The 19,941-nt window shown below is 68.9% G+C and carries 16 protein-coding genes, 1 tRNA gene and 1 riboswitch; of the genes, 7 read left to right on the top strand and 10 right to left on the bottom strand.

What is annotated here, in order from left to right; all coding sequences use genetic code 11:
- Positions 1 to 221 precede the first annotated feature (221 nt).
- A complete protein-coding gene (locus tag ACZ4AA_RS22070) occupies positions 222 to 1,088 on the bottom strand; it encodes a bifunctional 5,10-methylenetetrahydrofolate dehydrogenase/5,10-methenyltetrahydrofolate cyclohydrolase (RefSeq protein ID WP_467604837.1) in 867 nt (288 codons plus the stop codon).
- Positions 1,089 to 1,109: 21 nt separating this feature from the next.
- Positions 1,110 to 1,196: riboswitch (ZMP/ZTP riboswitch) on the bottom strand.
- A gap of 288 nt (positions 1,197 to 1,484) precedes the next feature.
- Between ACZ4AA_RS22070 and ACZ4AA_RS22065 the strand changes: the two genes are divergently transcribed.
- Both ACZ4AA_RS22065 and ACZ4AA_RS22060 read left to right on the top strand, forming a co-directional pair.
- Positions 1,485 to 1,949: an RICIN domain-containing protein gene (locus ACZ4AA_RS22065; protein ID WP_467604833.1), complete on the top strand. Its 465-nt coding sequence runs from the start codon at positions 1,485 to 1,487 to the stop codon at positions 1,947 to 1,949.
- 70 nt (positions 1,950 to 2,019) lie between these two features.
- Positions 2,020 to 2,469 (top strand): RICIN domain-containing protein, encoded by a 450-nt coding sequence (locus ACZ4AA_RS22060; RefSeq protein WP_467604831.1) that lies wholly within the window; start codon positions 2,020 to 2,022, stop codon positions 2,467 to 2,469.
- Between the two features lie 230 nt (positions 2,470 to 2,699).
- Here the strand turns inward: ACZ4AA_RS22060 and ACZ4AA_RS22055 are convergent, their stop codons facing one another.
- The gene (locus ACZ4AA_RS22055; protein WP_467604829.1) at positions 2,700 to 3,935 is read right to left on the bottom strand and encodes an FAD-dependent oxidoreductase; all 1,236 of its coding nucleotides are present in this window, start codon (positions 3,933 to 3,935) and stop codon (positions 2,700 to 2,702) included.
- A 127-nt stretch (positions 3,936 to 4,062) separates the two neighbouring features.
- On the opposite strand from ACZ4AA_RS22055, the gene ACZ4AA_RS22050 reads away from it, so the two are divergent.
- Positions 4,063 to 4,647: a TetR/AcrR family transcriptional regulator gene (locus ACZ4AA_RS22050; protein ID WP_467604826.1), complete on the top strand. Its 585-nt coding sequence runs from the start codon at positions 4,063 to 4,065 to the stop codon at positions 4,645 to 4,647.
- Between the two features lie 280 nt (positions 4,648 to 4,927).
- Here the strand turns inward: ACZ4AA_RS22050 and ACZ4AA_RS22045 are convergent, their stop codons facing one another.
- Positions 4,928 to 5,710: a VOC family protein gene (locus ACZ4AA_RS22045; protein ID WP_467604822.1), complete on the bottom strand. Its 783-nt coding sequence runs from the start codon at positions 5,708 to 5,710 to the stop codon at positions 4,928 to 4,930.
- 477 nt (positions 5,711 to 6,187) lie between these two features.
- Between ACZ4AA_RS22045 and ACZ4AA_RS22040 the strand changes: the two genes are divergently transcribed.
- Positions 6,188 to 6,853: a DUF4097 family beta strand repeat-containing protein gene (locus ACZ4AA_RS22040; protein ID WP_467604819.1), complete on the top strand. Its 666-nt coding sequence runs from the start codon at positions 6,188 to 6,190 to the stop codon at positions 6,851 to 6,853.
- A gap of 84 nt (positions 6,854 to 6,937) precedes the next feature.
- Here the strand turns inward: ACZ4AA_RS22040 and ACZ4AA_RS22035 are convergent, their stop codons facing one another.
- From ACZ4AA_RS22035 to ACZ4AA_RS22015, 5 genes are all read right to left on the bottom strand, one after another.
- On the bottom strand, positions 6,938 to 7,753 hold the full coding sequence (locus ACZ4AA_RS22035) for a DUF2785 domain-containing protein (protein ID WP_467604815.1): 816 nt from the start codon (positions 7,751 to 7,753) through the stop codon (positions 6,938 to 6,940).
- Between the two features lie 117 nt (positions 7,754 to 7,870).
- A complete protein-coding gene (locus tag ACZ4AA_RS22030) occupies positions 7,871 to 9,067 on the bottom strand; it encodes an ABC transporter ATP-binding protein (protein ID WP_467604812.1) in 1,197 nt (398 codons plus the stop codon).
- Positions 9,068 to 9,120: 53 nt separating this feature from the next.
- The gene (locus ACZ4AA_RS22025; protein ID WP_467604809.1) at positions 9,121 to 9,954 is read right to left on the bottom strand and encodes a carbohydrate ABC transporter permease; all 834 of its coding nucleotides are present in this window, start codon (positions 9,952 to 9,954) and stop codon (positions 9,121 to 9,123) included.
- Positions 9,954 to 10,892, bottom strand: a complete 939-nt coding sequence (locus tag ACZ4AA_RS22020; protein WP_467604805.1) for a carbohydrate ABC transporter permease — start codon at positions 10,890 to 10,892, stop codon at positions 9,954 to 9,956. The genes ACZ4AA_RS22025 and ACZ4AA_RS22020 overlap by 1 nt, the downstream gene beginning before the upstream one ends.
- Positions 10,889 to 12,160: an ABC transporter substrate-binding protein gene (locus ACZ4AA_RS22015; protein WP_467604802.1), complete on the bottom strand. Its 1,272-nt coding sequence runs from the start codon at positions 12,158 to 12,160 to the stop codon at positions 10,889 to 10,891. The genes ACZ4AA_RS22020 and ACZ4AA_RS22015 overlap by 4 nt, the downstream gene beginning before the upstream one ends.
- A gap of 283 nt (positions 12,161 to 12,443) precedes the next feature.
- On the opposite strand from ACZ4AA_RS22015, the gene ACZ4AA_RS22010 reads away from it, so the two are divergent.
- Both ACZ4AA_RS22010 and ACZ4AA_RS22005 read left to right on the top strand, forming a co-directional pair.
- Positions 12,444 to 12,517 (top strand) — tRNA-Met (locus ACZ4AA_RS22010).
- A gap of 398 nt (positions 12,518 to 12,915) precedes the next feature.
- A complete protein-coding gene (locus tag ACZ4AA_RS22005) occupies positions 12,916 to 13,479 on the top strand; it encodes a dihydrofolate reductase family protein (protein WP_467604799.1) in 564 nt (187 codons plus the stop codon).
- A gap of 289 nt (positions 13,480 to 13,768) precedes the next feature.
- On the opposite strand, the gene ACZ4AA_RS22000 is transcribed toward ACZ4AA_RS22005, so the two are convergent.
- Together ACZ4AA_RS22000 and ACZ4AA_RS21995 are read right to left on the bottom strand one after the other, a co-directional pair.
- Positions 13,769 to 14,770 carry a helix-turn-helix domain-containing protein gene (locus ACZ4AA_RS22000; RefSeq protein WP_467604796.1) on the bottom strand — a complete coding sequence of 334 codons (1,002 nt, stop codon included), beginning with the start codon at positions 14,768 to 14,770 and terminating at the stop codon, positions 13,769 to 13,771.
- A gap of 137 nt (positions 14,771 to 14,907) precedes the next feature.
- Positions 14,908 to 18,576 (bottom strand): S8 family peptidase, encoded by a 3,669-nt coding sequence (locus ACZ4AA_RS21995; RefSeq protein ID WP_467604793.1) that lies wholly within the window; start codon positions 18,574 to 18,576, stop codon positions 14,908 to 14,910.
- An 842-nt stretch (positions 18,577 to 19,418) separates the two neighbouring features.
- Between ACZ4AA_RS21995 and ACZ4AA_RS21990 the strand changes: the two genes are divergently transcribed.
- The gene (locus tag ACZ4AA_RS21990) at positions 19,419 to 19,622 is read left to right on the top strand and encodes a cold-shock protein (RefSeq protein WP_103550103.1); all 204 of its coding nucleotides are present in this window, start codon (positions 19,419 to 19,421) and stop codon (positions 19,620 to 19,622) included.
- Positions 19,623 to 19,941 lie beyond the last annotated feature (319 nt).

Genomic DNA, 19,941 nt, shown 5'->3' with positions numbered 1-19,941 from the left:
GGTCGCCGGATCGTGACAGTCGTGGCCGTCCCGTCACCGGGCGTTCGACCTGCGCGAACACTCGTACGGCTGGATCGCGGCAGCATGATCCGAGGAACCCGTCCAGCAGGCGGCGAGCCATGAGGGAAGAGCGGGATCCCCACCGGGCGTGAGGCCGGGGTGTTCTGTGGGGGCCCGGCTCGCCGGGTCCCCACAGGTTCGTGCTCAGGCGATGTCCGAGCTCAGCGGCCGGTGTGCCCGAGCTGGAGGGCAGCGGCCTCGACCGTCTGAGCCAGCAGGACCGCGATGGTCATGGGGCCGACGCCACCGGGAACCGGCGTGATCAGGCGGGCACGCGTGCGCGCCGTGTCGAAGTCGACGTCACCGACGTTGCCGGGGTTGTAGCCGGCGTCGATCACGACGGCCCCCGGCTTGACGTCCTCGCCGCGAATCAGCCGCGGTCGCCCCACTGCCGCGACGACGACGTCCGCCTCCCGTACGGCCGCGGCGAGATCGGCCGTACGGGAGTGGCAGTAGGTGACGGTGGCGTCCCGGGCGAGCAGGAGCATTCCGACGGGCTTGCCGAGGATCGCGCTCCGCCCCACGACCACGGCGCGCCGGCCGGCCAGATCGACGTCGTACTTGTCCAGGAGCCGCATGATCCCGGCCGGGGTGCACGAAGCGAAGCCAGGCAGTCCGAAGCTCATCGCACCGAAGGAGGTCATCGTGACCCCGTCGACGTCCTTCTCCGGCGCGATGGCCTCGAAGGCCGCCCGCTCGTCGATATGAGCGCCACAGGGGTGCTGAAGCAGGATGCCGTGCACTCCGGTGTCCTGTGAGAGCGACCGGAGAGTCTCCACCAGCCCCGCGGTCGTCGTGTCGGCCGGCAGGCTGACGAGCCGGGACTCGATGCCCGCCTTCGCACAACGGGCCCGCTTCATCCGGACGTACGTCACCGAGGCCGGGTCCTCACCCACCAACACCGTTGCCAGGCAGGGCGTCACGCCGGTGCGACGCGTCAGCTCCGCCGCCCTGTCCGAAGTCTCCTCGACGATGCGCCGGGCGGGGCCGACTCCATCCATGAGCTGGGCTGTCTGCGTGTGGGACATGGTCGCCTCCAGGCGTCACTGACCACTCGCCCAGGCGCACGGCATCGACTCGTTCGTCAGACCGCTCCCCGGTGGTGCTCCACCTCAGCGCCAGTCACGGCCCGCGCACCACCCTACTGGATGCCGATTCACTCTTCCTTGAGGCGCAGTTCAGGTGACGGGTCAGAGGAGGTCATCTCGGGACGTCCCAGGGACGGAGGCACTCGGCGTCCCAAGTCGCAGGTCACGCACGTGAGATGACCGCGGGACGAATCCCGGGACCTTTTGCTCACTGCTCGTCGGCGCTCGGCTGCATACGGTTGCGTGGGACGTCGGCGGGAGCCGATGCCTGCGTGTCCGGACTCCGGGGGAGCCCGGACACGCGACCACCGAAGTGCGAACACAGGGGGAACAACCATGCGTGCGAAGCGCATTGCTCAGGCCGTCGGGACGATGGCTCTCGGTCCGCTCCTCGTCCTGGCGACGAGCGCGGCGGCTCACGCCGACTCGGACGTCCACTGGACCCACAAGGGGGACAACGCGTGCCTGGAGCCGAGCTACAACTGGGCCGGCACACCGGACGACGTCGAGGTCGACAACTGTCACAACAGCGTCGCCTTCTGGCACGACGTGCACCAGAGCGACGGAAGCTGGCTGGAGAGGGACGCCACCAACAGCCGCTACTGCATGACGGCCTACACGGACCACGACGTCTACCTGGAGTCGTGCAGCGGAAACAACTACCAGCGCTGGGACGAGATCGACACGGGCAACGGCTGGAAGCTGCGGAACCGTCAGACCCACGAATGCCTCGACAGCAACGGTAGCTCCGTCTACATGCACCAGTGCAACGACGGAAACGAGTACCAGCTCTGGTACTGAGACCAGGTCGACCTGCCGCACACCATCACCTTGAGAGGGAACTGAATTGATTCGGCAGCGAATTGGGCGAGTGCTGGGGGCGACTCTCGCCGCACCGCTCCTGGTCGTCGGAGCGAGCGCCGCGGCCCACGCCGACGGCGACGTCGTGTGGAACCACAAGAACGGCGGAGGCTGTCTCACCGGCATGTGGGACCACCACAGCGGCTGGAACAACGTGGGCCTCTACCCCTGCTCGTTCGGCGCCGCGAAGTGGCACGACGTCAACGTCGGAGGTGATGTCTGGATCGAGCGGCTGGCGGAGGTCCCGGGCTCCTGCCTCACCGGCTACACCGACCACGACGCCTACGTGGAGGCGTGCAGCAGCGGCCGGAACGACTACCAGCGCTGGCACGAGGTCAACACCGGTGACGGCTGGAAGCTGCGGAACGCGGCCACCGGCGAATGCCTCGACGCCAACGACGACAAGAAGGTCTACACACACGAGTGCAACGACGGAAACGTCTACCAGCTCTGGTCGTGACGACCTGAGGACCTGACCGCCCGACGTCCCGCGAGACCTGCGAGATGAGACGGGCCCTGGGCGACCGGGGCCCGTCTGCGTGCGCGGGGCGTGTGCCGGACGTGTGTGGTGGTCCCACATGCCGGTGCCGGTGCCGGTGCCGGTGCCGGTGCCGGTGCGCGTGCGGGCGTGTGCGTCGTCGGCGGTGGAGGAGGGGTTCCCGGGGGCGGTGCTGCCGTACCGCTGCCGGCTCAAGCCTGAGCGCGCTCACCCATCCGCCGGTCCCGCTCCTGTCGGTAGGCCTGCGCCCGGGCGAGGTAGGCGCGGTGCTCCTGTTCGGGGTCCGGTGGGAGGTCCGGGGTGTCCGTGGTGGCGAAGAATTCGACCAGGGCGTCGTTCGAGCTCACGGCCAGGTCTCCGGAGCGGGCGAACATGTCCGATTCGTAGCCGGCGACAGCGGCGTCGAGCCCAGCCGTGGGGTCGGGGTCGTCCACGCGGCTGATGGCGTGCGCCAGTTCCGCGCCGTCCAGCATCGCGAGATTGGCTCCGTGCCCGCCGAAGGGTGCCATCAGGTGGGCCGCGTCGCCGATCAGCGTGACTCCGGGGACGTGTTCCCACGTGAGCGGTGCGGGCAGTGCCGAGAAGGACCGCGGTACGTAGTCGCCGTCATTGCGGACGATCATTGCGCGCATGGCCGCCGACCAGTGGCCGAACTCCCGCTCCAGGTGGGAGCGGATGCTCTCCCGGTCCGTGAGGTCGACTCCGGCCCCTACGTGCCAGTCCGGTGCGGCACGGAACGCGATGTAGCCGCGGACCACGCCGTCGCCGTTGCGTTGCAGGATCACCGCTCGGCCGTCGTCGTCGTTGGAGAACAGGTGGCCGGCGCCGACGATCTCGGCGACCTCGGGGTGGCGGTGGTCGACGTCGTCGAATCGGGCGTCCAGGAAGCAGACCCCCAGGTGCTGGGGCGCGGCGTCGCTGACCAGGGGGCGGACCTTCGACCACGCCCCGTCCGCGCCGATCACCAGATCGGCTTCCACGCCGGTGCCGTCGGCGAACTCCAGGCGGTGCCCAGCGTGGCCGAACGGAGTCACGCCTACGAGCCGGTGGCCCCAGCGGACCGTGCCGGGCCGCAGGTGGTCGAAGAGCAGACGGCGCAGCCGGCCGCGGTCGATCTCCGGCGCGGCCTCGTCGCCTGGGCCCGGGGTGAACTCCGCCAGGACCGTGCCGTGGTGGTCGCGGCGGGTCTTGGCCTGCCCCTCGGGCCGGGCGCGCGCCAGGAAGGCGTCGAGCAGTCCGGCGTCGGCGAGGGCGATCTGCCCGGAGTCGGCGTGCAGGTCGAGTGTGCCGCCGGAGTCTCGGGAGTCCACGGACTCGTCGGCGTCGTACACGGTGACCTCGATGCCGTGCCCTTGCAGGACGCGGGCACTGGTGAGGCCGGCGGGTCCGCCGCCGACTATGCAGATGCGTGGGGTGCTGTTCGTCATCGGGACCTTCTCCTTGGATGGCACAGATCGTGAACGGGGCGTGACAATGCAGCGGTAAGTGCAACCGCTAAAAAAGCGTAACAGATAAACTGTCTGAGTCGATGCACAGACGGGGTAGGGTGGTCGGGTGACGGAGACAGGGCGCCGAGAGCGCAAGAAGGCAGCCACCCGCCAAGCCCTGGCGGACGCGGCGCTGCGGCTCTTCACCGAGCGGGGCTACGACGATGTCGGCGTCCGCGAGATCGCCGACGCGGCCGACGTCTCGGTGACGACCCTCTTCAAGCACTTCCCCGACGGCAAGGAGGCGCTCGTCTTCGACCAGGACGTGGACCGCGAGGCCACCCTGGTCGCAGCGATCCGCGAACGCCCCACCGGCCAGTCCGTACCGCAGGCCCTGCATCGGATGCTGTTGGGCGAACACTCCCGGCGGGTCCACGACGACCCCGGGTTCGACGCCTTCCTGCGCCTGATCGACACCACCCCGGCGCTGCGCGAGTACGCCCGCCGGATGTGGCTGCGGCACGAGCACGCCCTGGCTGCCGCGATCGCCGACGACGTCGGACTGCCCGCCGACGACTCAGGGTGCAGGGTGCTGGCCCACTTCGCCCTGGAGGCGCCTGTTCTCGTGCGCGGATCCCGCGACCCCGACGCCGCCCTCGACCGCGTCTTCGACCTGCTCGACAACGGCTGGACCGGCACACGCGCCGACTGACCCGACGTCAGCTCCCAGGCGCTACAAGCGGTACGGCACCAGTGGCGCCGGGTCGGTGCGGGTGATGCCCGATCCGCCGTTGCTTCTTTTCGCCCGGCCCGACGCCGTACTGCCGACCCCGCGCCTCGGACGTGCCCAGCCCCCGCCCGGCCCGGCACCCGTGGACGCCGAGCCGGACGAACGGTCCCGGCCGCTACCGGCGGCGCGGGCATCTCCGGTGGTGCGGTGTGTCAGCCCGAGGTGCCGACGTGAGCCGGGCGGGTCCTGGTGGGACGGGGTGTCACATCCGGGGGTCCGGCTTGAGGAGGGCGAATGTCGCGCCGAAGGGATCCGCGAGCCAGGCGATCCGGCCGACTTCCGGGACGTCCTCGGCCGGCATGAGGACGCTCCCGCCATGGGCCGCGGCCGCCGCGGCGATGGCGTCGGCGTCCTCGGCGTGGAAGTAGGGCACCCAGCGGGGCTGTTCCCCGGTGACGTCGCCCATCGGCGCGACTCCGCCGAAGGAGGCGTCCTGCTGGTCGCCGTCCTTGGTGCTCAGTACGCGGTACGTCATGCCGGGGGCCGGCATGTCCTGGGTGCGCCAGCCGAACAGTCCCTGGTAGAAGGCGATGGCCGCGAGGGGGTCGGGGGCGTGCAGCTCGACCCAGAGCAGGGTGTTCGGAGCGGAGGCGGTCTCCAGCCCGACGGTCTTGCCGGGCTGCCAGAGCGCGAACTCGGCGCCCTGCGGGTCGGTGGCCTGTGCCAGATGGCCCTCGCCCATGACGTCCATGGGCTCCAGCCGGATCGTGCCGCCGCCGGCCGTGATGGCCGCGGCGGTGGCCTGGATGTCGTCGGCCTTGAAGTGGATCATCCAGGCGGACTTCGCACCCTCCTGGGTGAGCGGCCCGAGCGCGGCGACGGTCTTCCCGCCGGCCTGGAAGAACCCGTACCCGCCCGCGTCCGGTCCGGCCGAGACGAACTGCCAGCCGAAGACGGCACCGTAGAACGCGGCCGCCGCCTCGGTGTCGGGACTGCCGAGGTCGAGCCAGTTGGGCGATCCGAGCTGGAAGTCTGTACCGAGCATGAGGAGTCCTCCGGTGATGTCGGTCGATCGGGCCACGGGCAACGATGCCGACCGGGCCCGCTCGGAGCCACCGGTCACCACCGGCGGCCCGTCGGCTTCACTCGTACGGAGTAGTGCGCGCCTCGCGGTGAACGCCCGTGGCGGGGGAGAGGCTGCCGCGCATCCGTCGACACCGGTGCCGTGGAGCGTCGGCGTCCGAGCCTGCGCCGCTCTCCGCAGACCGCTGACCCCCGTGTTCTCGCAGCCCTGTCGCCCCCCGTCAGTCATAGCGTTCACTCTCATCCAATGCAACGGGCGTCAGATAGGGGTGTTGCGTTAAGTTCGGACCTGTTGCAACGAAATGCCGACATTCACCTGCTGATATGTGAGTCCGGCGCAACGGTTGTGTTGCGGGATCGGTGAATGCAACGTAGCGTTTCTGTCGTCGGAAAGTAGCGTGCCGGTCGGAGGTGCGCGGTGCCGGAGAAGGAGAGCATGATGCAGAAGTTCGACACCCCCGCCCCCGTCTCGGCGATCGTCGACATCCCCGCGGGTCGTATTCAGTTCATCGCCGCCGACCGCACGGACACCACTGTCGAGGTCCTGCCCGCCAACCGTTCCAAGAGCCGCGACGTGAAGGCGGCCGCCCTGGTCCGGATCGACTGCACCGACGGCGTGCTGCGCGTCGAGGCCCCGGAGAGCAAGAGCCGGATCCTTGGCTCGACAGGGTCCGTCGAGGTGACCGTGCAGGTACCGGCCGGCTCCCGCGTCCAGGCGAAGGCGGCCGCCGCCGAGTTCCGGGGTGTGGGGCGGCTCGGCGACGTCACCTTCGAGGGCGGCCACCGCTCGGTCAAGCTCGACGAAGCCGACACCGTTCACCTGACCGGCCTCGACGCGGACATCACGGTCGGCCGTCTGAACGGACCGGCCGAGATCAGCACCCAGAAGGGCGACCTGACGATCGGCGAGGCCGCCCGGGGAACCCTCACGCTGAGCACTCTGATGGGCGACATCACGATCGGCGCCGCCCCCGGTGTCTCCGCTGCCCTGGACGCCGGCACCACCCTCGGCCGGATCAGCAACACCCTCAAGAACACCGACACCCCCGACCTGACGATCCACGCCACCACCGCCCACGGCAACATCAGCGCCCACAGCCTCTGACCAACGGAGTTGCCCCCAACGGCCGTACGGTTTCAGGTGACTGGCGATTCCGGGCCGCCATCGCCGAGCTCACCCCGGCCTTCGTCAGGCGAGCCAGGGATAGGGCAGGCGGAGGACGGTCGCCACTTCCTCGGCAACGACGGCTGCGTGGCAGGGAACCCCTCCCTCGGCGAGGCCGCGGGTCAGATGCAGATGCAGCGACTGCAAGGTCGCGAACGTGTTGAACGCCCAGGGAGGTACAGGACCGGGACCGCCGTCCTCCAGCGCCTTGGTGACCACGCTGAGCCATCCAGTCGCCTGCTCGGCCGAGAGGCCGGGCGCGAGCAGGATGCGGCTGATCGCGCGGGCCAGACGGGATTCCTCCATCTGGACGTACCGGTAGTCGCCCGTCGCCGTCATCCGGCGGGCGCACAACTCCAGCACGTTCGTACGCCGTTCCGGCAGCACCTGGGCGAACGCCGCGGCGGCGTCGGCGCCATGGGCGACGGCGTGCAGCCAGCCCAGGGAGTCGTCCCAGCCACGGATGTCGCGCTCGGCCAGATACCAGGCGTTGAAGGGAGCGTACCAGCGTTCAGCGGCGGTCTTCGGCAGGGCGTCGGGCGCAGCGACCGCGCGTGCCAGTACGCATCGCAGGACGAGTGGTGCGAATGTCCGCGCCTGGACCTCGGGATGCGCGAAGCGCCCCGCGGCCGAGTCTCCGAGGCTCTCGAGGACCTCGTCGAGACGGCCTTCACCTATCCAGCGCGCCGCGGCCGTGTACGCCTGATCATCGCGGACCTTGGGGTCGGGGGAGACGAGCATGGCGGACAGTTCGTCGCCGAGCCTGGAGGCGGGAACGCCCTCGGGGAACGGGAAGCCCTCAGTTGCGAGCGACGACCAGGTGAAATCATCCATGGGCATCGCGACACCCTAGTCACGACCCCGCCGTCGGGGAAGAGGTACCGGACATCCCGGTGTGGGGTCTGAACCGGCCCGGCCGGGTGTGGTCGAGTGCCTCTGCGGTTCCGGTCCCGGCGGTCAGTCGGCCGGCTCGTCGGTCAGGGTCAGGTTGGTTCCGGAGGACGGGTCGAAGACGTGCATCTTGGCGGTGTCCACCCAGAGTTCGGCCCGGCTGCCCTCGCGTACCCGCGTCGAGGCGTTGAGACGGGTGACGATCTGGTGCCCGCCCGCGCCGGTGTCGGTCATCCCCGAGTCGGCCGCGAGCTCGGCGAGTTCGGAGGTGGCGGTCGGCTGCCACTCGTCCTCGGTGAAGTACGCGTAGACGTCCGATCCCAGGGACTCCACCACGTCGATGTCCACGCTGAAGGTCGTACCCGATGCGACCCGGCTCTCTTCCACCAGGGCGGCGTCCTCGAAGGCTTCCGGGCGCAGCCCCACGATCAGGTCGCGGGGGGCGTTGTGCTGTTCGAGGGTTCGGCGCAGCCGGTCGCCGAGGTCGAGGTCTCCGACCGACGTGTGCAGGCGGTTGTCCTCGACGGTGGCGTGCAGGAAGTTCATCGCGGGTGAGCCGATGAAGCCCGCGACGAAGAGGTTCTTCGGCTGTTCGTAGAGGTGCTGCGGGGTTCCGATCTGCTGGACGACTCCGCCGCGCATCACCACCACCCGGTCGCCCAGGGTCATGGCTTCGGTCTGGTCGTGGGTGACGTAGACCGTGGTGCTGCCGAGGCGTTGCTGGAGGCGGGAGATCTGGGTGCGCATCTGGACGCGGAGCTTGGCGTCCAGGTTGGAGAGCGGCTCGTCCATCAGGAACGCCTTCGGGTCGCGCACGATGGCGCGCCCCATCGCCACCCGTTGGCGCTGGCCGCCGGAGAGGTTCGCGGGCTTGCGGTCCAGATGCTCCGTCAGGTCGAGAATGCGCGCGGCTTCTTCGACCTTCTCGCGCATGGTCGCCTTGTCCACCTTGGCCAGTCGGAGCGAGAAGCCCATGTTCTCGCGCACGCTCATGTGCGGGTAGAGGGCGTAACTCTGGAAGACCATGGCGATGTCACGGTCCTTCGGGCTCTTGTCGTTGACGACTTGCCCGTCGATCAGGAGGGTTCCCTCGGTGATGTCCTCCAGCCCGGCGATCATGTTGAGGGTGGTGGACTTACCGCAGCCGGAGGGACCGACGAGGATGACGAACTCACCGTCCCCGACAGTGAGGTTGACGTCCTTCACCGCCACCGCACCGTCGGGGTACCGCTTGGTGATGCCTTCGAGAACGATCTCTGCCACGGTCGGTCCTTCTTGTCCTGACGAACTTCTCCTGAACGAAAGGCTGTTACCGGTCAGCCCTTGACGGCTCCGGAGGTGAGCCCGGCCACGATGCGCCGCTGGAAGAGCAGCACGAAGATGATGATGGGAATGGTGATCACCACGGCGGCCGCGGCGATCGAACCGGTGGGCTGGGCGAACTGGCTGCTCCCGGTGAAGAAGGCGATGGCCGCCGGCACCGTCCTGGCCGCCGAGGTCGAGGTCAGCGAGATCGCGAAGAGGAAGTCGTTCCAGCAGAAGATGAACACCAGGATCGCCGTGGTGAACACCCCCGGTGCCGCGAGGGGAGCGATCACCAGCCGGAACGCCTGCGCGGGAGTGGCCCCGTCGACCTTGGCTGCCTTCTCCAGGTCCCAGGGGATCTCCCGGAAGAAGGCCGACAGGGTGTAGATGGCGAGGGGCAGGGAGAAGGTCATGTACGGGATGATCAGCCCGGTCCAGGTGTCGAAGATGCCGATGATCCGCTCGATGTTGAACAACGGCGAGACCAGCGAGATCGGCGGGAACATGGCGATCAGCAGCGACATGCCGATCAGCAGGCTCTTGCCGGGAAACCGGAGCCGGGCGACGGCATAGGCCGCCATGGTGCCGAGAACCACCGCGATCACCGTGGAGATCAGGGCGATCCCGATGGAGTTGATCAGTGCGCGGGTGAACTCGGAGGTCTGGAAGATCCCGCGGTAGTTCTCCCAAGTCCACTTGGTCGGGATGAAGTTGCCGTCGGTGAGGGTGCTGGGGGCCTTGAAGGACAGGGCGATGATCCACCAGACAGGGAACAGCGCGTAGAGGATGACCAGGATGTTGACCGCGGCCCATCCCGACGTCCGTCGTCGTCCGGTGGTGGACATCAGCGTCCCCCTTGCTGGGCGCCGGGAGCGGCCGCACCGAAGAGTTTGATGAAGGCGAACGCGATCAGCGCCACGCACAGGAAGATCAGTACGGAGATGGCCGAGCCGATGCCGAGGTTGAGCGCGGTGAAGAGGTTGTCGTAGCCCAGGATGGACACCGAGCCGGTGTTGTGCGCGCCGGACGTGAGGATGTAGATGTTGTCGAAGATCCGGAAGGCGTCCAGGGTCCGGAAGAGCAGGGCGACCAGGATGGCCGGCTTCATCAGGGGCACGGTCACCAGGAAGAAGCGCTGCCAGGCCCCGGCACCGTCCACCTGGGCCGCGCGGAGCGTCTCCTCCGGCACCAGTGCGAGGCCGGCGAGCAGCAGCAGGGCCATGAAGGGAGTGGTCTTCCACACCTCGGCCAGGATGATCAGGCCGATGGCGGGCCACTGTTCGGTGAGGGGTGCGGATCCGGTGGGCAGGAGATCGGCCAGGTAGCCGGTCTCCGGGGTCCATGCGTACTGCCAGGAGTAGGCGGCGACCACCGTGACGATGCCGTACGGGATCAGGATGGCGGTGCGGACCGTCCCGCGGCCGAAGATCGTGCGATGCATCACCAGCGCCAGGGCGAACCCGAGGACGAGTTCCACGACCACGGAGACCACGGTGATGAGCACCGTCACCCACAGGGCCTGCCACCAGAACTCGGAGGACAGTACGGCCCCGTAGTTGCTGAAGCCGACGAACCGCGCCTGCGAAGGGAAGCGCAGGTCGTAGCGCTGGAGCGAGAGATAGATCGCGTAGACGATGGGGTAGGCGGTGACGGCGAGCATGACGATCACGGCGGGCGCGCACAACAGCCAGCCCAGCCGGCGCTCCTGCCGGGCTCCTTCGGACAGAGCGCCGTCTTTGGGCGCCGGTGCGTCCTGAGGGGTGGTCGGAGCCGACTGGGTCACGGGATCAGCCCCTTCGAGGCGAGGGCGTCCTTGATCTGGCCACTGATCTTCCGTACGTCCGGTCTGGGCTGGATCCCGTCCGGCGGCGACAGGGTGTGCGAGATCGCGATGGACACGTTCTGGTAGGCGGGGGTCTTGGGCCGGATGCTGGCGTTCTCCAGCGCGGCCAGGACGGTGGAGGCGAAGGGGTAGTTCTTGACCAGGGCAGGATCCGAGTAGAGGGGGCGGAGTGTGGGCGGGAGCCCTCCCTTGAGCGCCGCGGTCAACTGGTTCTGCCGGTTCCGTAGGCACAGGGCCGCCTCGAAGGCGAACGCGGAGTGACGGGTGTAGGCGCCGATGGCCAGGTCGATGCCACCGATGGTGGGCCTGGCCGGCCGGCCCTTCTCGATTCCCGGGTAGGGCGCCCATCGGAACTGCTTGAAGAGCGTGGGGTTGTTGGCTTTCATCGAGGGATACACGAAGGGGTAGTTGATCTCGAAGGCCGCGCTGCCTGACTCCATCGCCAGCCGGTTCTGGTCCTCCATCTGATTGGACAGGGACGGGTCGGCCGCGGCCGAGGAGGCCAGTGCCTTCATGACGGAGGCCGCGCGCACGGCGGGCGGGCCCAACCTGGGAGCGGTGGCGGTCGCGTTGAGGATGGAGCCGCCGGCGCTCTCCACCAGGGTGTTGAACCAGACCGTGAGTCCTTCGTACTGCGCGCCCTGGATCTCCACGTAGTGCGGCTGGCCCTGCTTCGCCAAGCGACCGGCCATCAGGATCATCTCGGCCCAGGTCTGGGGCGGGGTGGGGACCAAGTCCTTGCGATACCAGAGAAGTTGGGTGTTCGTGTTGTACGGGACGGCGTACAGCCGGCCCTTCCAGGTCGCCGTCCGCAGGGGGACCTCCAGGGTGTCCCGGACGGCCGCGGCGCGGTTGCCCCCGGTCCACGGCAGGATCCACTTGGCTTCCGCGAACTCGGCGGGCCAGGTGACGTCCAGCCCCATGATGTCGACCGTGTTGTCCTTGGCTGCGAGCCGGCGCACGAGTTGCTGGCGCTGGCCGTCCGCGGTGCGGGGCAGTTTGTTGTAACTGATCCGGTAGCGTCCGCCGGACTGCTTGGAGCAGACCGTGGCGGCACTGGCCAGTGCGCCGGAATCGTCGGGGAAGTTGTACCAGTTGAGGGTCACCTGCCCGCCGCCTCCGCTCCCGCAACCGGCGAGCAGAGCCGACGACAGGCTCAGCGCGAGCAGAATCCTCAGGAGGCCACGGATGCCGGACAAGGGCGCCACCCTCACACTCCTTACCGGATCAATAGGGGAAATCCGGGCATTTGTGAGCAAGACCGGACGCGCGACAGGCTAGGCCCACATCGGGGTTCACCCAGCACACCGCACCGACCGTTCATCCGATCGGCCCTGCGGAACCCGGCCCCCATCCCTGAGCCGCACCGGGAAGCCCTCTTCCTCCGCTCGGGACCTCCACGAAGCAGCCCGGGGGGAGGACCCAAGGCGGCTCGGCGGCAGGCGGTGGTCTTTGGCACCCGCCGTGATGGCGTACTGTTGGGCCTACCGACGCGGGGTGGAGCAGCTCGGTAGCTCGCTGGGCTCATAACCCAGAGGTCGCAGGTTCAAATCCTGTCCCCGCTACTGCTGAAGAGGGCCCGGATCCCTATGGATCCGGGCCCTCTGGCGTTCCTGGACGATCCCGCTGCCGGCTCCTGCCCGGCATGGTGCCCACTGCTCGGCGTGGCGTGACGGTGGGAGGCCCGCAGAGCTCGTTCAGCCGTTGACGCGGATCACCTTCGATCGGTGAGGTGCAGCGGTGCGGCCAGCGGCGCCTCGGGGAGACGGTGCGGCCGACCACGGTCGCGGTGTCCGCGGTGAGATCGACGCCTGTAGGCCGGACCAGAGCACCGTGCACCTGAGCGGGCAGGGTCCGGAGCCGGGCCGTGCCGCGGTTTGCGCGCCGGCCGCATGGTCGTGTCCAGGATTCGGGGTCGAGGCCCGTCTAGACTTCCGGGACCGACTGACGGAAGGCCGGCGCCATGCGGAGACTGCTCTACGGCATGAATGTGTCCCTGGACGGCTATGTCGCCGCGCCCGGCGGCGACCTCAGTTGGAGCGCACCGAGCGACGAGCTGTTCCAGTGGTGGCTCGACCAGGAGACGGCGATCAGCCTGTTCCTGTACGGGCGCAAGCTGTGGGAGACCATGAGCGCCTACTGGCCGACCGGCGACCAGCAGCCGGGCGTCACCCCGGAGCAGATCGCGTTCGCGCGGAACTGGCGGGACACGTCGAAGGTGGTGTTCTCCTCGACGGTCGACAAGGTCGACTGGAACGCTCGCCTGGTCACCGGCGACGCGGTCGCGGAGATCACTCGGCTCAAGGCCGAGGATGGTGGGCCGATGAGGGTCGGTGGCGCGGCGCTCGCCGGGGCGGCGATGCGGGCCGGGCTCATCGACGAGTACACGATCGTCACCCATCCGGTCCTGGTGGGCAGCGGCACACCGTTCTTCACCGCGCTGGACGGCTGGGCGAACCTGAACCTGGTGGAGACACGGACGTTTCCCGGCGGCGTGGTCCTGACCAGGTACGAGGCGAGGCGCTGAACGCGTCGGTCCAGCGGCGGACATCGACGACGACCGGCGAGGGACAGGGGCACGTCCACAGACCGTCGGCGAGCCGTTCGCGAGCGAACATCGCCGCGGATGTCGGAGCGCGGGCCCGGACCGTTCCGGGGTCACGTGTACGCGGTCGACCGTGACAGCGCCGTGCGGGAGCCGGCGGGGTGTTCTCTCGCGTGTGTGCCCGACCCGGACAGGAACTGATGATCACCCGCACGCCGGTCCCGCGGGTGGGACAGCAGGGCGTGCCGGTCACCCGTCTGCACCTCGCCCATCAGGTGTCCACGGCCTGCGTCTCCGTCCAGCCGTGCCGGACGGCGTGGCCGCCGAGTTGCATCCGGGTCCGAACCCCGGCCATGTCCATGAGACGGCGCAAGCGCCGGTGCATCGTGCGCTGTGACAGGCCCAGTTGTGTTGCCGCGGTAGAGTCGGTCACCCCGGCCAGCAGGAGCGCGAGGATCCTTCGATCGAGGGCTGTCGGGCTCTCCGTCTCACGCTCGACGGTGGATTCGGCTTCCTCGTCGGCAGGCAGCGTCAGCGGATGGGCGGTGCGCCACACCGTCTCGAACAGCGTATCCATCGCGTCCAGCAGACCACTGCGGTGCAGCAGCACCGCTCCAGGTTCCCCGGCAGGCGTGGTCGCGAGCGGGACGAGGCCCAGTTCGGTGTCGGCCAGCATCAGTTTCATGGGCAGTTGGTCGGCGACGCGCAGCTGCACACCGTTGCGCAGGGATTCGATCGCGTCGTGGATGATGCCCGGCTCCTCCAGGACGGCCCGGTCCAGTACCGCCCGGAAGGTGACACCACGGCCGAGAGCCATCGGTTCGGCCGTGTTCTCGTCAGGAGGAAGGGCGACGAACGGCGCGGTGATGAACGTGCGGACCTGCGTGCGGGCGGCCTGTTGTACCTGGAGGTAGCGGTGACGGATGGCGTCGATGCCCGTGACGACCTCGATCAGATCGACGATGCCGCTCGCGGTCATGGCCGCCCGGTGCTCCTCGGCCAGAGTCACCAGCGCATGCTCGGCTGCGCGCAGCCCGTCCCGGTGCTGGCTGATGAGGGCGCCGAGCGCCATGGCGGGCGGTGCGGCGGTGAACCGATGGCCCGCCGATCCCGTCACCAGTCCCCGGGCGACCAGATGGGACAGGGCATCGTCGGCCTGAGCCCGCGTCAGGGAAAGCAGATCGGCCAGATCCATCGCGGTGGAGTTCGGGCGTCCGAGGAGTGCCCGGTAGACCCGCTCATCGTCCGGTTCGAGGCCCAGAACATCCAGCATCGGCGACCGACTCTCCTCCGCTCGTCGCAGCGGGGAGAGTATGGGCCATGGCGGCGAACTCCGAACAGTCCCTGGTGGCAGCGGGTGCGGTACGGCGGGCCCCGGGGAGTCGCCTCCCCGGGGCCCGAGAGCGTGGTTCATCGCAGTCCGTAAGCCCGGATGATCTCGTTCTTGACACCGAAGCCGCCGCTCGTGGCGGCGCTCGCGCGGACCGAGAGGAAACCGCCGGGCTTCTTGGCCGGCTCGAACGAACCCGTCCAGTAGCCGCCTCCGCCCTTGGCGAGGGTCACCTTCTGCCAGGTGGCACCGTCGTCGTACGAGACGTCGAGCTTCACCGTGGTGACCTTGCCGGGTATGGTGCCGCCGTCCATCGACACCGGCTTGAGTGCTATCGCCTGAGCCCTGTGGGCTTTGACGTCGCCATGCAGGTCCGAGTCCAGTTTGTAGTTCAGGTTGAGCACCGAGAACGGTTCGAAGAAGTCCGAGTCCACGGTGTCGGACATGAACGTCCACTCCGTGTGCGTGCGGGTCGACAGCCGGAAGACGTCGCCGGGCCGCTCCGCGTCGAGGACGGCACGGTAGGGCAGGTTGCCCGCCGGTACCTCCTGCCACTGCATGTCCCCGCTGACGGGGTTGTCGTAGATCCGTGTGTCGCCCTGGAAGACCTGGAGGTGGGACGGCGTCTCACCCCAGGGCAGATAGCCGCCCAGCCGCATGTTGTCGCTGGCGGATGCCCACGCCTGCACGTTCCAGGTCATGTAGTTCTGCCATCGGGAGTTGTACACACCGAACGACTCGCTCTGCCCGGGCCGGGTCGCCGGAGCGAACCAGTTCAAGCGCGTCGTGCTTCCCTTGGAATAGGTGTTGTCGCCCGACACCATCGACCACGGCAGGGCTCCGTCGACGCCCTGCGTGTGGAACTCCCTCCAGACCTGCCCGGGTGTCACCCACTCGGTGCGCGTGCCCGGATGCCACTCGCTCTCGGGCAGGTTGAACGACGGACTGAGCGTGAAGTCGGACCGGTAGCCCTCCCCGGACGTGCCGCCTGTCGCCGAGTAGTAGTGCGCGTCGATCCGGGCGAGATCACGAGGGGACGGCTTGTAGACCAGGGGCCGGTTGGGCACCTGACGGGGATAGTCGCGGGTCAGGTCGTAGACGAACGGCGTGTACCGGGTCTGCTTCACGGTGAGCTTCGCGATGCCGGACCTGGCCATCGCGATGAGGGTCTTCCCGGCGTCTCGGTGCACGGTGGCGACGGGGATGGCCGACTCGCCGACGTACTCCATCAACGCGCCTGCGTCGTCGTTGACCACGATCAGCGCCTTCGCCCCCGCCGCGACCGCTGCCTCCGCGCGCTCCTGCGGTGAGACCTCGTCGCTGCGTACGACGACAACGACCTTGCCGCTGGCTTTGACCTTTTCGTACGCGCTCGGGGCGCCGTTGCCCGCGTAGACGACGTTCCGGCTGTCGGTGGCGGTGCCCAGTGTGCTGCCGGGCTGCATCAACGCGTCGAAGCCGAGACGGCCGCCGGCCGTACTCAGAGCGAGTTGCGGCTCGCCCTTGCGCCAGCGCGTGGTCAGAAGGAAGTCGCCGTGCTTCATCGGCTTCGTCGGCGCGACGTAGACGTCGTCGTACGTCGCCGGCAGCACGTAGGCGCTGCGGTAGTCCGTGTACGGGTCCTGACCCTCGTAGTGGACGTTGAAGTCGACCTTCCGCTGGCGGTCCTCGGTGCGCTGCGGCGCCTGGGTCTGGAGCAGATGGGCCCTGCTCGCGTCCAGCACCACATCCACGGGGCCGTCCTTGAGCACCGTCTCCGGGTCGACGAGCACGGCCAGACCCGAGCGGTCCGCCTTTTCGCCGGCCACGTCGAGGTATCCCGCGACGGTGTACAGACCGGGTGCCATGCGCATCGTCGTGGTGCCGTCGACGTAGACCGACCACGGCAGGGTGTCGCCGGCCTGGTTGACGCCGACCCAGCCGGAGGCGGGCTTGCCGTCCCGGCCGACCAGCTTGATGTTCAGGTCGTAGCGCTCCTCTTCCTTGAGCAGCGCTACGGACGTACGGGTCACCGGCTTCCCGGTGGCCGCGTCGGTCGCCAGTACGTAGCCGACGTGCCGTCCGGCCGGGACGGATCGCGGGTCACCGGTCACCGGAACGGTCGCGGTGCCACGGGCCGGGACGGTCACGGTGGTCGCGCCGAGGGTGAAGGGGCCGCCCTCATCGGTCAGACGGAGGTCAAGGGTCGCGTCGGAGGAACCGGAGTTGGTGAAGGTGAGGTCCTTGGTGACCGCCGCGGCGCTCGGATCGTACGGCCAGGTGTGGTTCCCGAAGAACAGCGATCCGGTGCCGCGCACCGTGGTGCGCACCGCGGCGGCCACGTCGACGCGGCCGGTGCCGACCTCGTACGGCGAATAGCCCGCATCCAGGCCCTTCGCCGTGCTCATCAGGTGTTCCTTGAGCTGCGCGCCGGTCCAGTCCGGGTGCTGCTGGGCCAGGATCGCCGCCGCACCGACCACGTGCGGAGTGGCCATGGAGGTACCGCTGAGCGTGCGGTACAGCCCCGTCCCGCCGTCGGTCATCTCCTGGGAGCGGGCAGCGGTGATGTCCACACCGGGTGCCGCGATGTCCGGCTTCATCGCGCCGGAGGATGCCAGGGGGCCGGTGCTGGAGAAGGACGCGAGCTGATCCTGTTTGTCGGTGGCGGCCACCGTCAGCGCCGAGGCGGCCGCACCCGGAGCGGAGATGCTCTCCGGGCCCGCGTTGCCGGCGGCGATGACGAACAGCGTGCCGTACTGCGCCGACAGTGCGTCGACCGCCTGCGACATCGGGTCGCTGCCGTCGGTCGGGTAGGAGTCGCCGAGGCTCATGTTGACGACGTCCGCACCGGACTCGGCCGCCCACTGCATCCCGGCCATGACCCAGGAGTCCTGGCCGTAGCCCTCCGCGCCGCCGAGCACCTTGCCGATGTACAGGTCGGCGCCGGGAGCGACGCCCTTGTAGTCACCTCCGGAGGCGGCGCCGGAACCGGCGATCGTGCTGGCCACATGCGTGCCGTGCCCGTTGAGGTCGGTGATGCCCTCACCCGGTACGAAGCTGGCCGTACCGTCGATGAGGCCGGCGAAGTCGGGGTGGTTGACGTCGATGCCGGTGTCGAGGACCGCGACCTTGACGCCCTTTCCGGTGTAGCCGGCCGCCCAGGCCTCGGGCGCGCCGATCAACGGCACGCTCTCCTTCAGGTCGGCCTTCACCCGGCCGTCGAGCCACAGCTTCGCCAGCCCCGCGCCCATCGCCTTGCCGTCCCGCGGCGCGACGGTGTTCCAGAAGGTGCGGGCCTGCGTCTTCCTGGTGCTGAGCACGGCACCGTGCATGGCCTTGAGCGTGCGGGTGAGCTTGCTGCCCCGGGGTGCTGTCGGCTCAACTGCCGTACGGGACTTCGACGTGGCGTACGTCGCGATCAGTGGCACCGCGGACGTCTTCGCGTCGTCGTATCCCATGTCGATCAGGTCGGTGACGTCGAACAGTCGCCGGTCCAGCTTGCCGGTGCCCAGCAGGGGCGCCGCCTCGTCGGGGACGACGAACAGATCGCCGTTGACCGTCTGCATCTTCACGCCGCCGACGGCGTTGTCGGGTCGGTCGACATCGGCGGTCTGCTTGCCGTCGGTCATCGTGGTGACCGTGACGACGTCGCCGGTGACCAGGGTGACTTTGTGGGTCGCCGTGGAGCCGGCGGGACGGGTGGGCTTGGTCGGAGCGGCTTGTGCGGGCTCTTGCAGAACCGCGAGTCCCGACGCCAGCAACGACGCCACGACAGCAGCCGAGATCGGGTGCCACCGTCTGTACCGGGAGGCGGGAGCCTGGGGGAGAGAGAACATGCCCCGGGTCTATCGGCAGGCTCGCGTCGGCGAGAAGGCCGAACGACGGCAAGTTCTCGCCATGGCAAGGACTCGCCAGCCACAAACCGCTCTCAATCAGGCCTGGTTGCACCTTTCGAGGCAGCGTCGGCCGGGAACCCTCGGCGCCGCTGCCCGGCGCGATCCGGCGAGCGCGGCCCACAGCCGGCCGGCGTCAGGCCTCGGCCGGCGACAACCTGACCGAGTCCACGAAAGCCCGGATCGAGAACCTCCCCGCCCTGCACGACCGGGTGCGCTGGGGCGCGCTGATGACCGAGAGGCGGGTGGCGGCGCACCGCGAGAACCTGAACACCCTGAGAACGGTGAAACACCTCGCTCGTTTCACCGCGGCGCCGAGCCTGACACGACTGCCCGTAATCGTCGCTGCCACGCTCCGGGGCTGAGCCCTGGTGCCGTTCGCCAGGCGAGCCGCCGCACTCCCGGCACGACCGCCGTACCCCCGATCCGGGTGGGCCTATATCTGTCGCAGCGACGTAAGAAATGGGCGCCGGGCGCGGTGAGAATTTCTTGATCGGTGGGCATGGTGAGATTTTCGGCTGCGCACCGTCGATCGTGCCGTGCTACTGTCGATAGCAGTTGCAGTTGTGGTTCCCAAAAAACTTGCGAGCATCCACCCTGTCCATATGGGTGGAGTTCTTTTGTATTTCCGGTCATTCATTTTCCGGCGGGGCAATCATCGCGGCGACGCGGGATCCGCACAGTGCGGAACCCGAGCACCGTCCCGAAGGAGAATTGACATGGCTACTGGCACCGTGAAGTGGTTCAACGCGGAAAAGGGCTTCGGCTTCATCGAGCAGGACGGCGGCGGCGCCGACGTCTTCGCCCACTACTCGAACATCGCCAGCTCCGGCTTCCGTGAGCTCCAGGAGGGCCAGAAGGTCTCCTTCGACATCGCGCAGGGCCAGAAGGGCCCGACGGCGGAGAACATCGTTTCCGCCTGACGCCGGCAAGCACCACGCAGCTGGGGCCCGCACCTTGGGGTGCGGGCCCCAGCTCGCCGCATTTTCGGCGCCCGGCGCGGACGCCCCGGCGGTCCAGGGCGACGCCCGGCGCCTCCGACGCGCGACGGTACTTCCGCGTTCCGGGCGACCGTCCGTCGCGTGTTCCGACCCCCGCCGCCGACGCCGATCCGGATCGACACCCGGTCCACCGCCCGGTCCACGCCCGATCTTCTCGTGATCCGCACCTGGGGCACGCCGCCCGATCCGCGTCGCCCCGCGCCACGTCCGCTTCCCGGCTCGACGCCCGGTGCGGGTCCTC

The sequence above is a fragment of the Streptomyces sp. NPDC024698 genome (assembly GCF_055559015.1).
The sequence above is the reverse complement of the archived record's forward strand: the minus strand, read 5'-3'. Positions and strand labels throughout refer to the sequence as shown.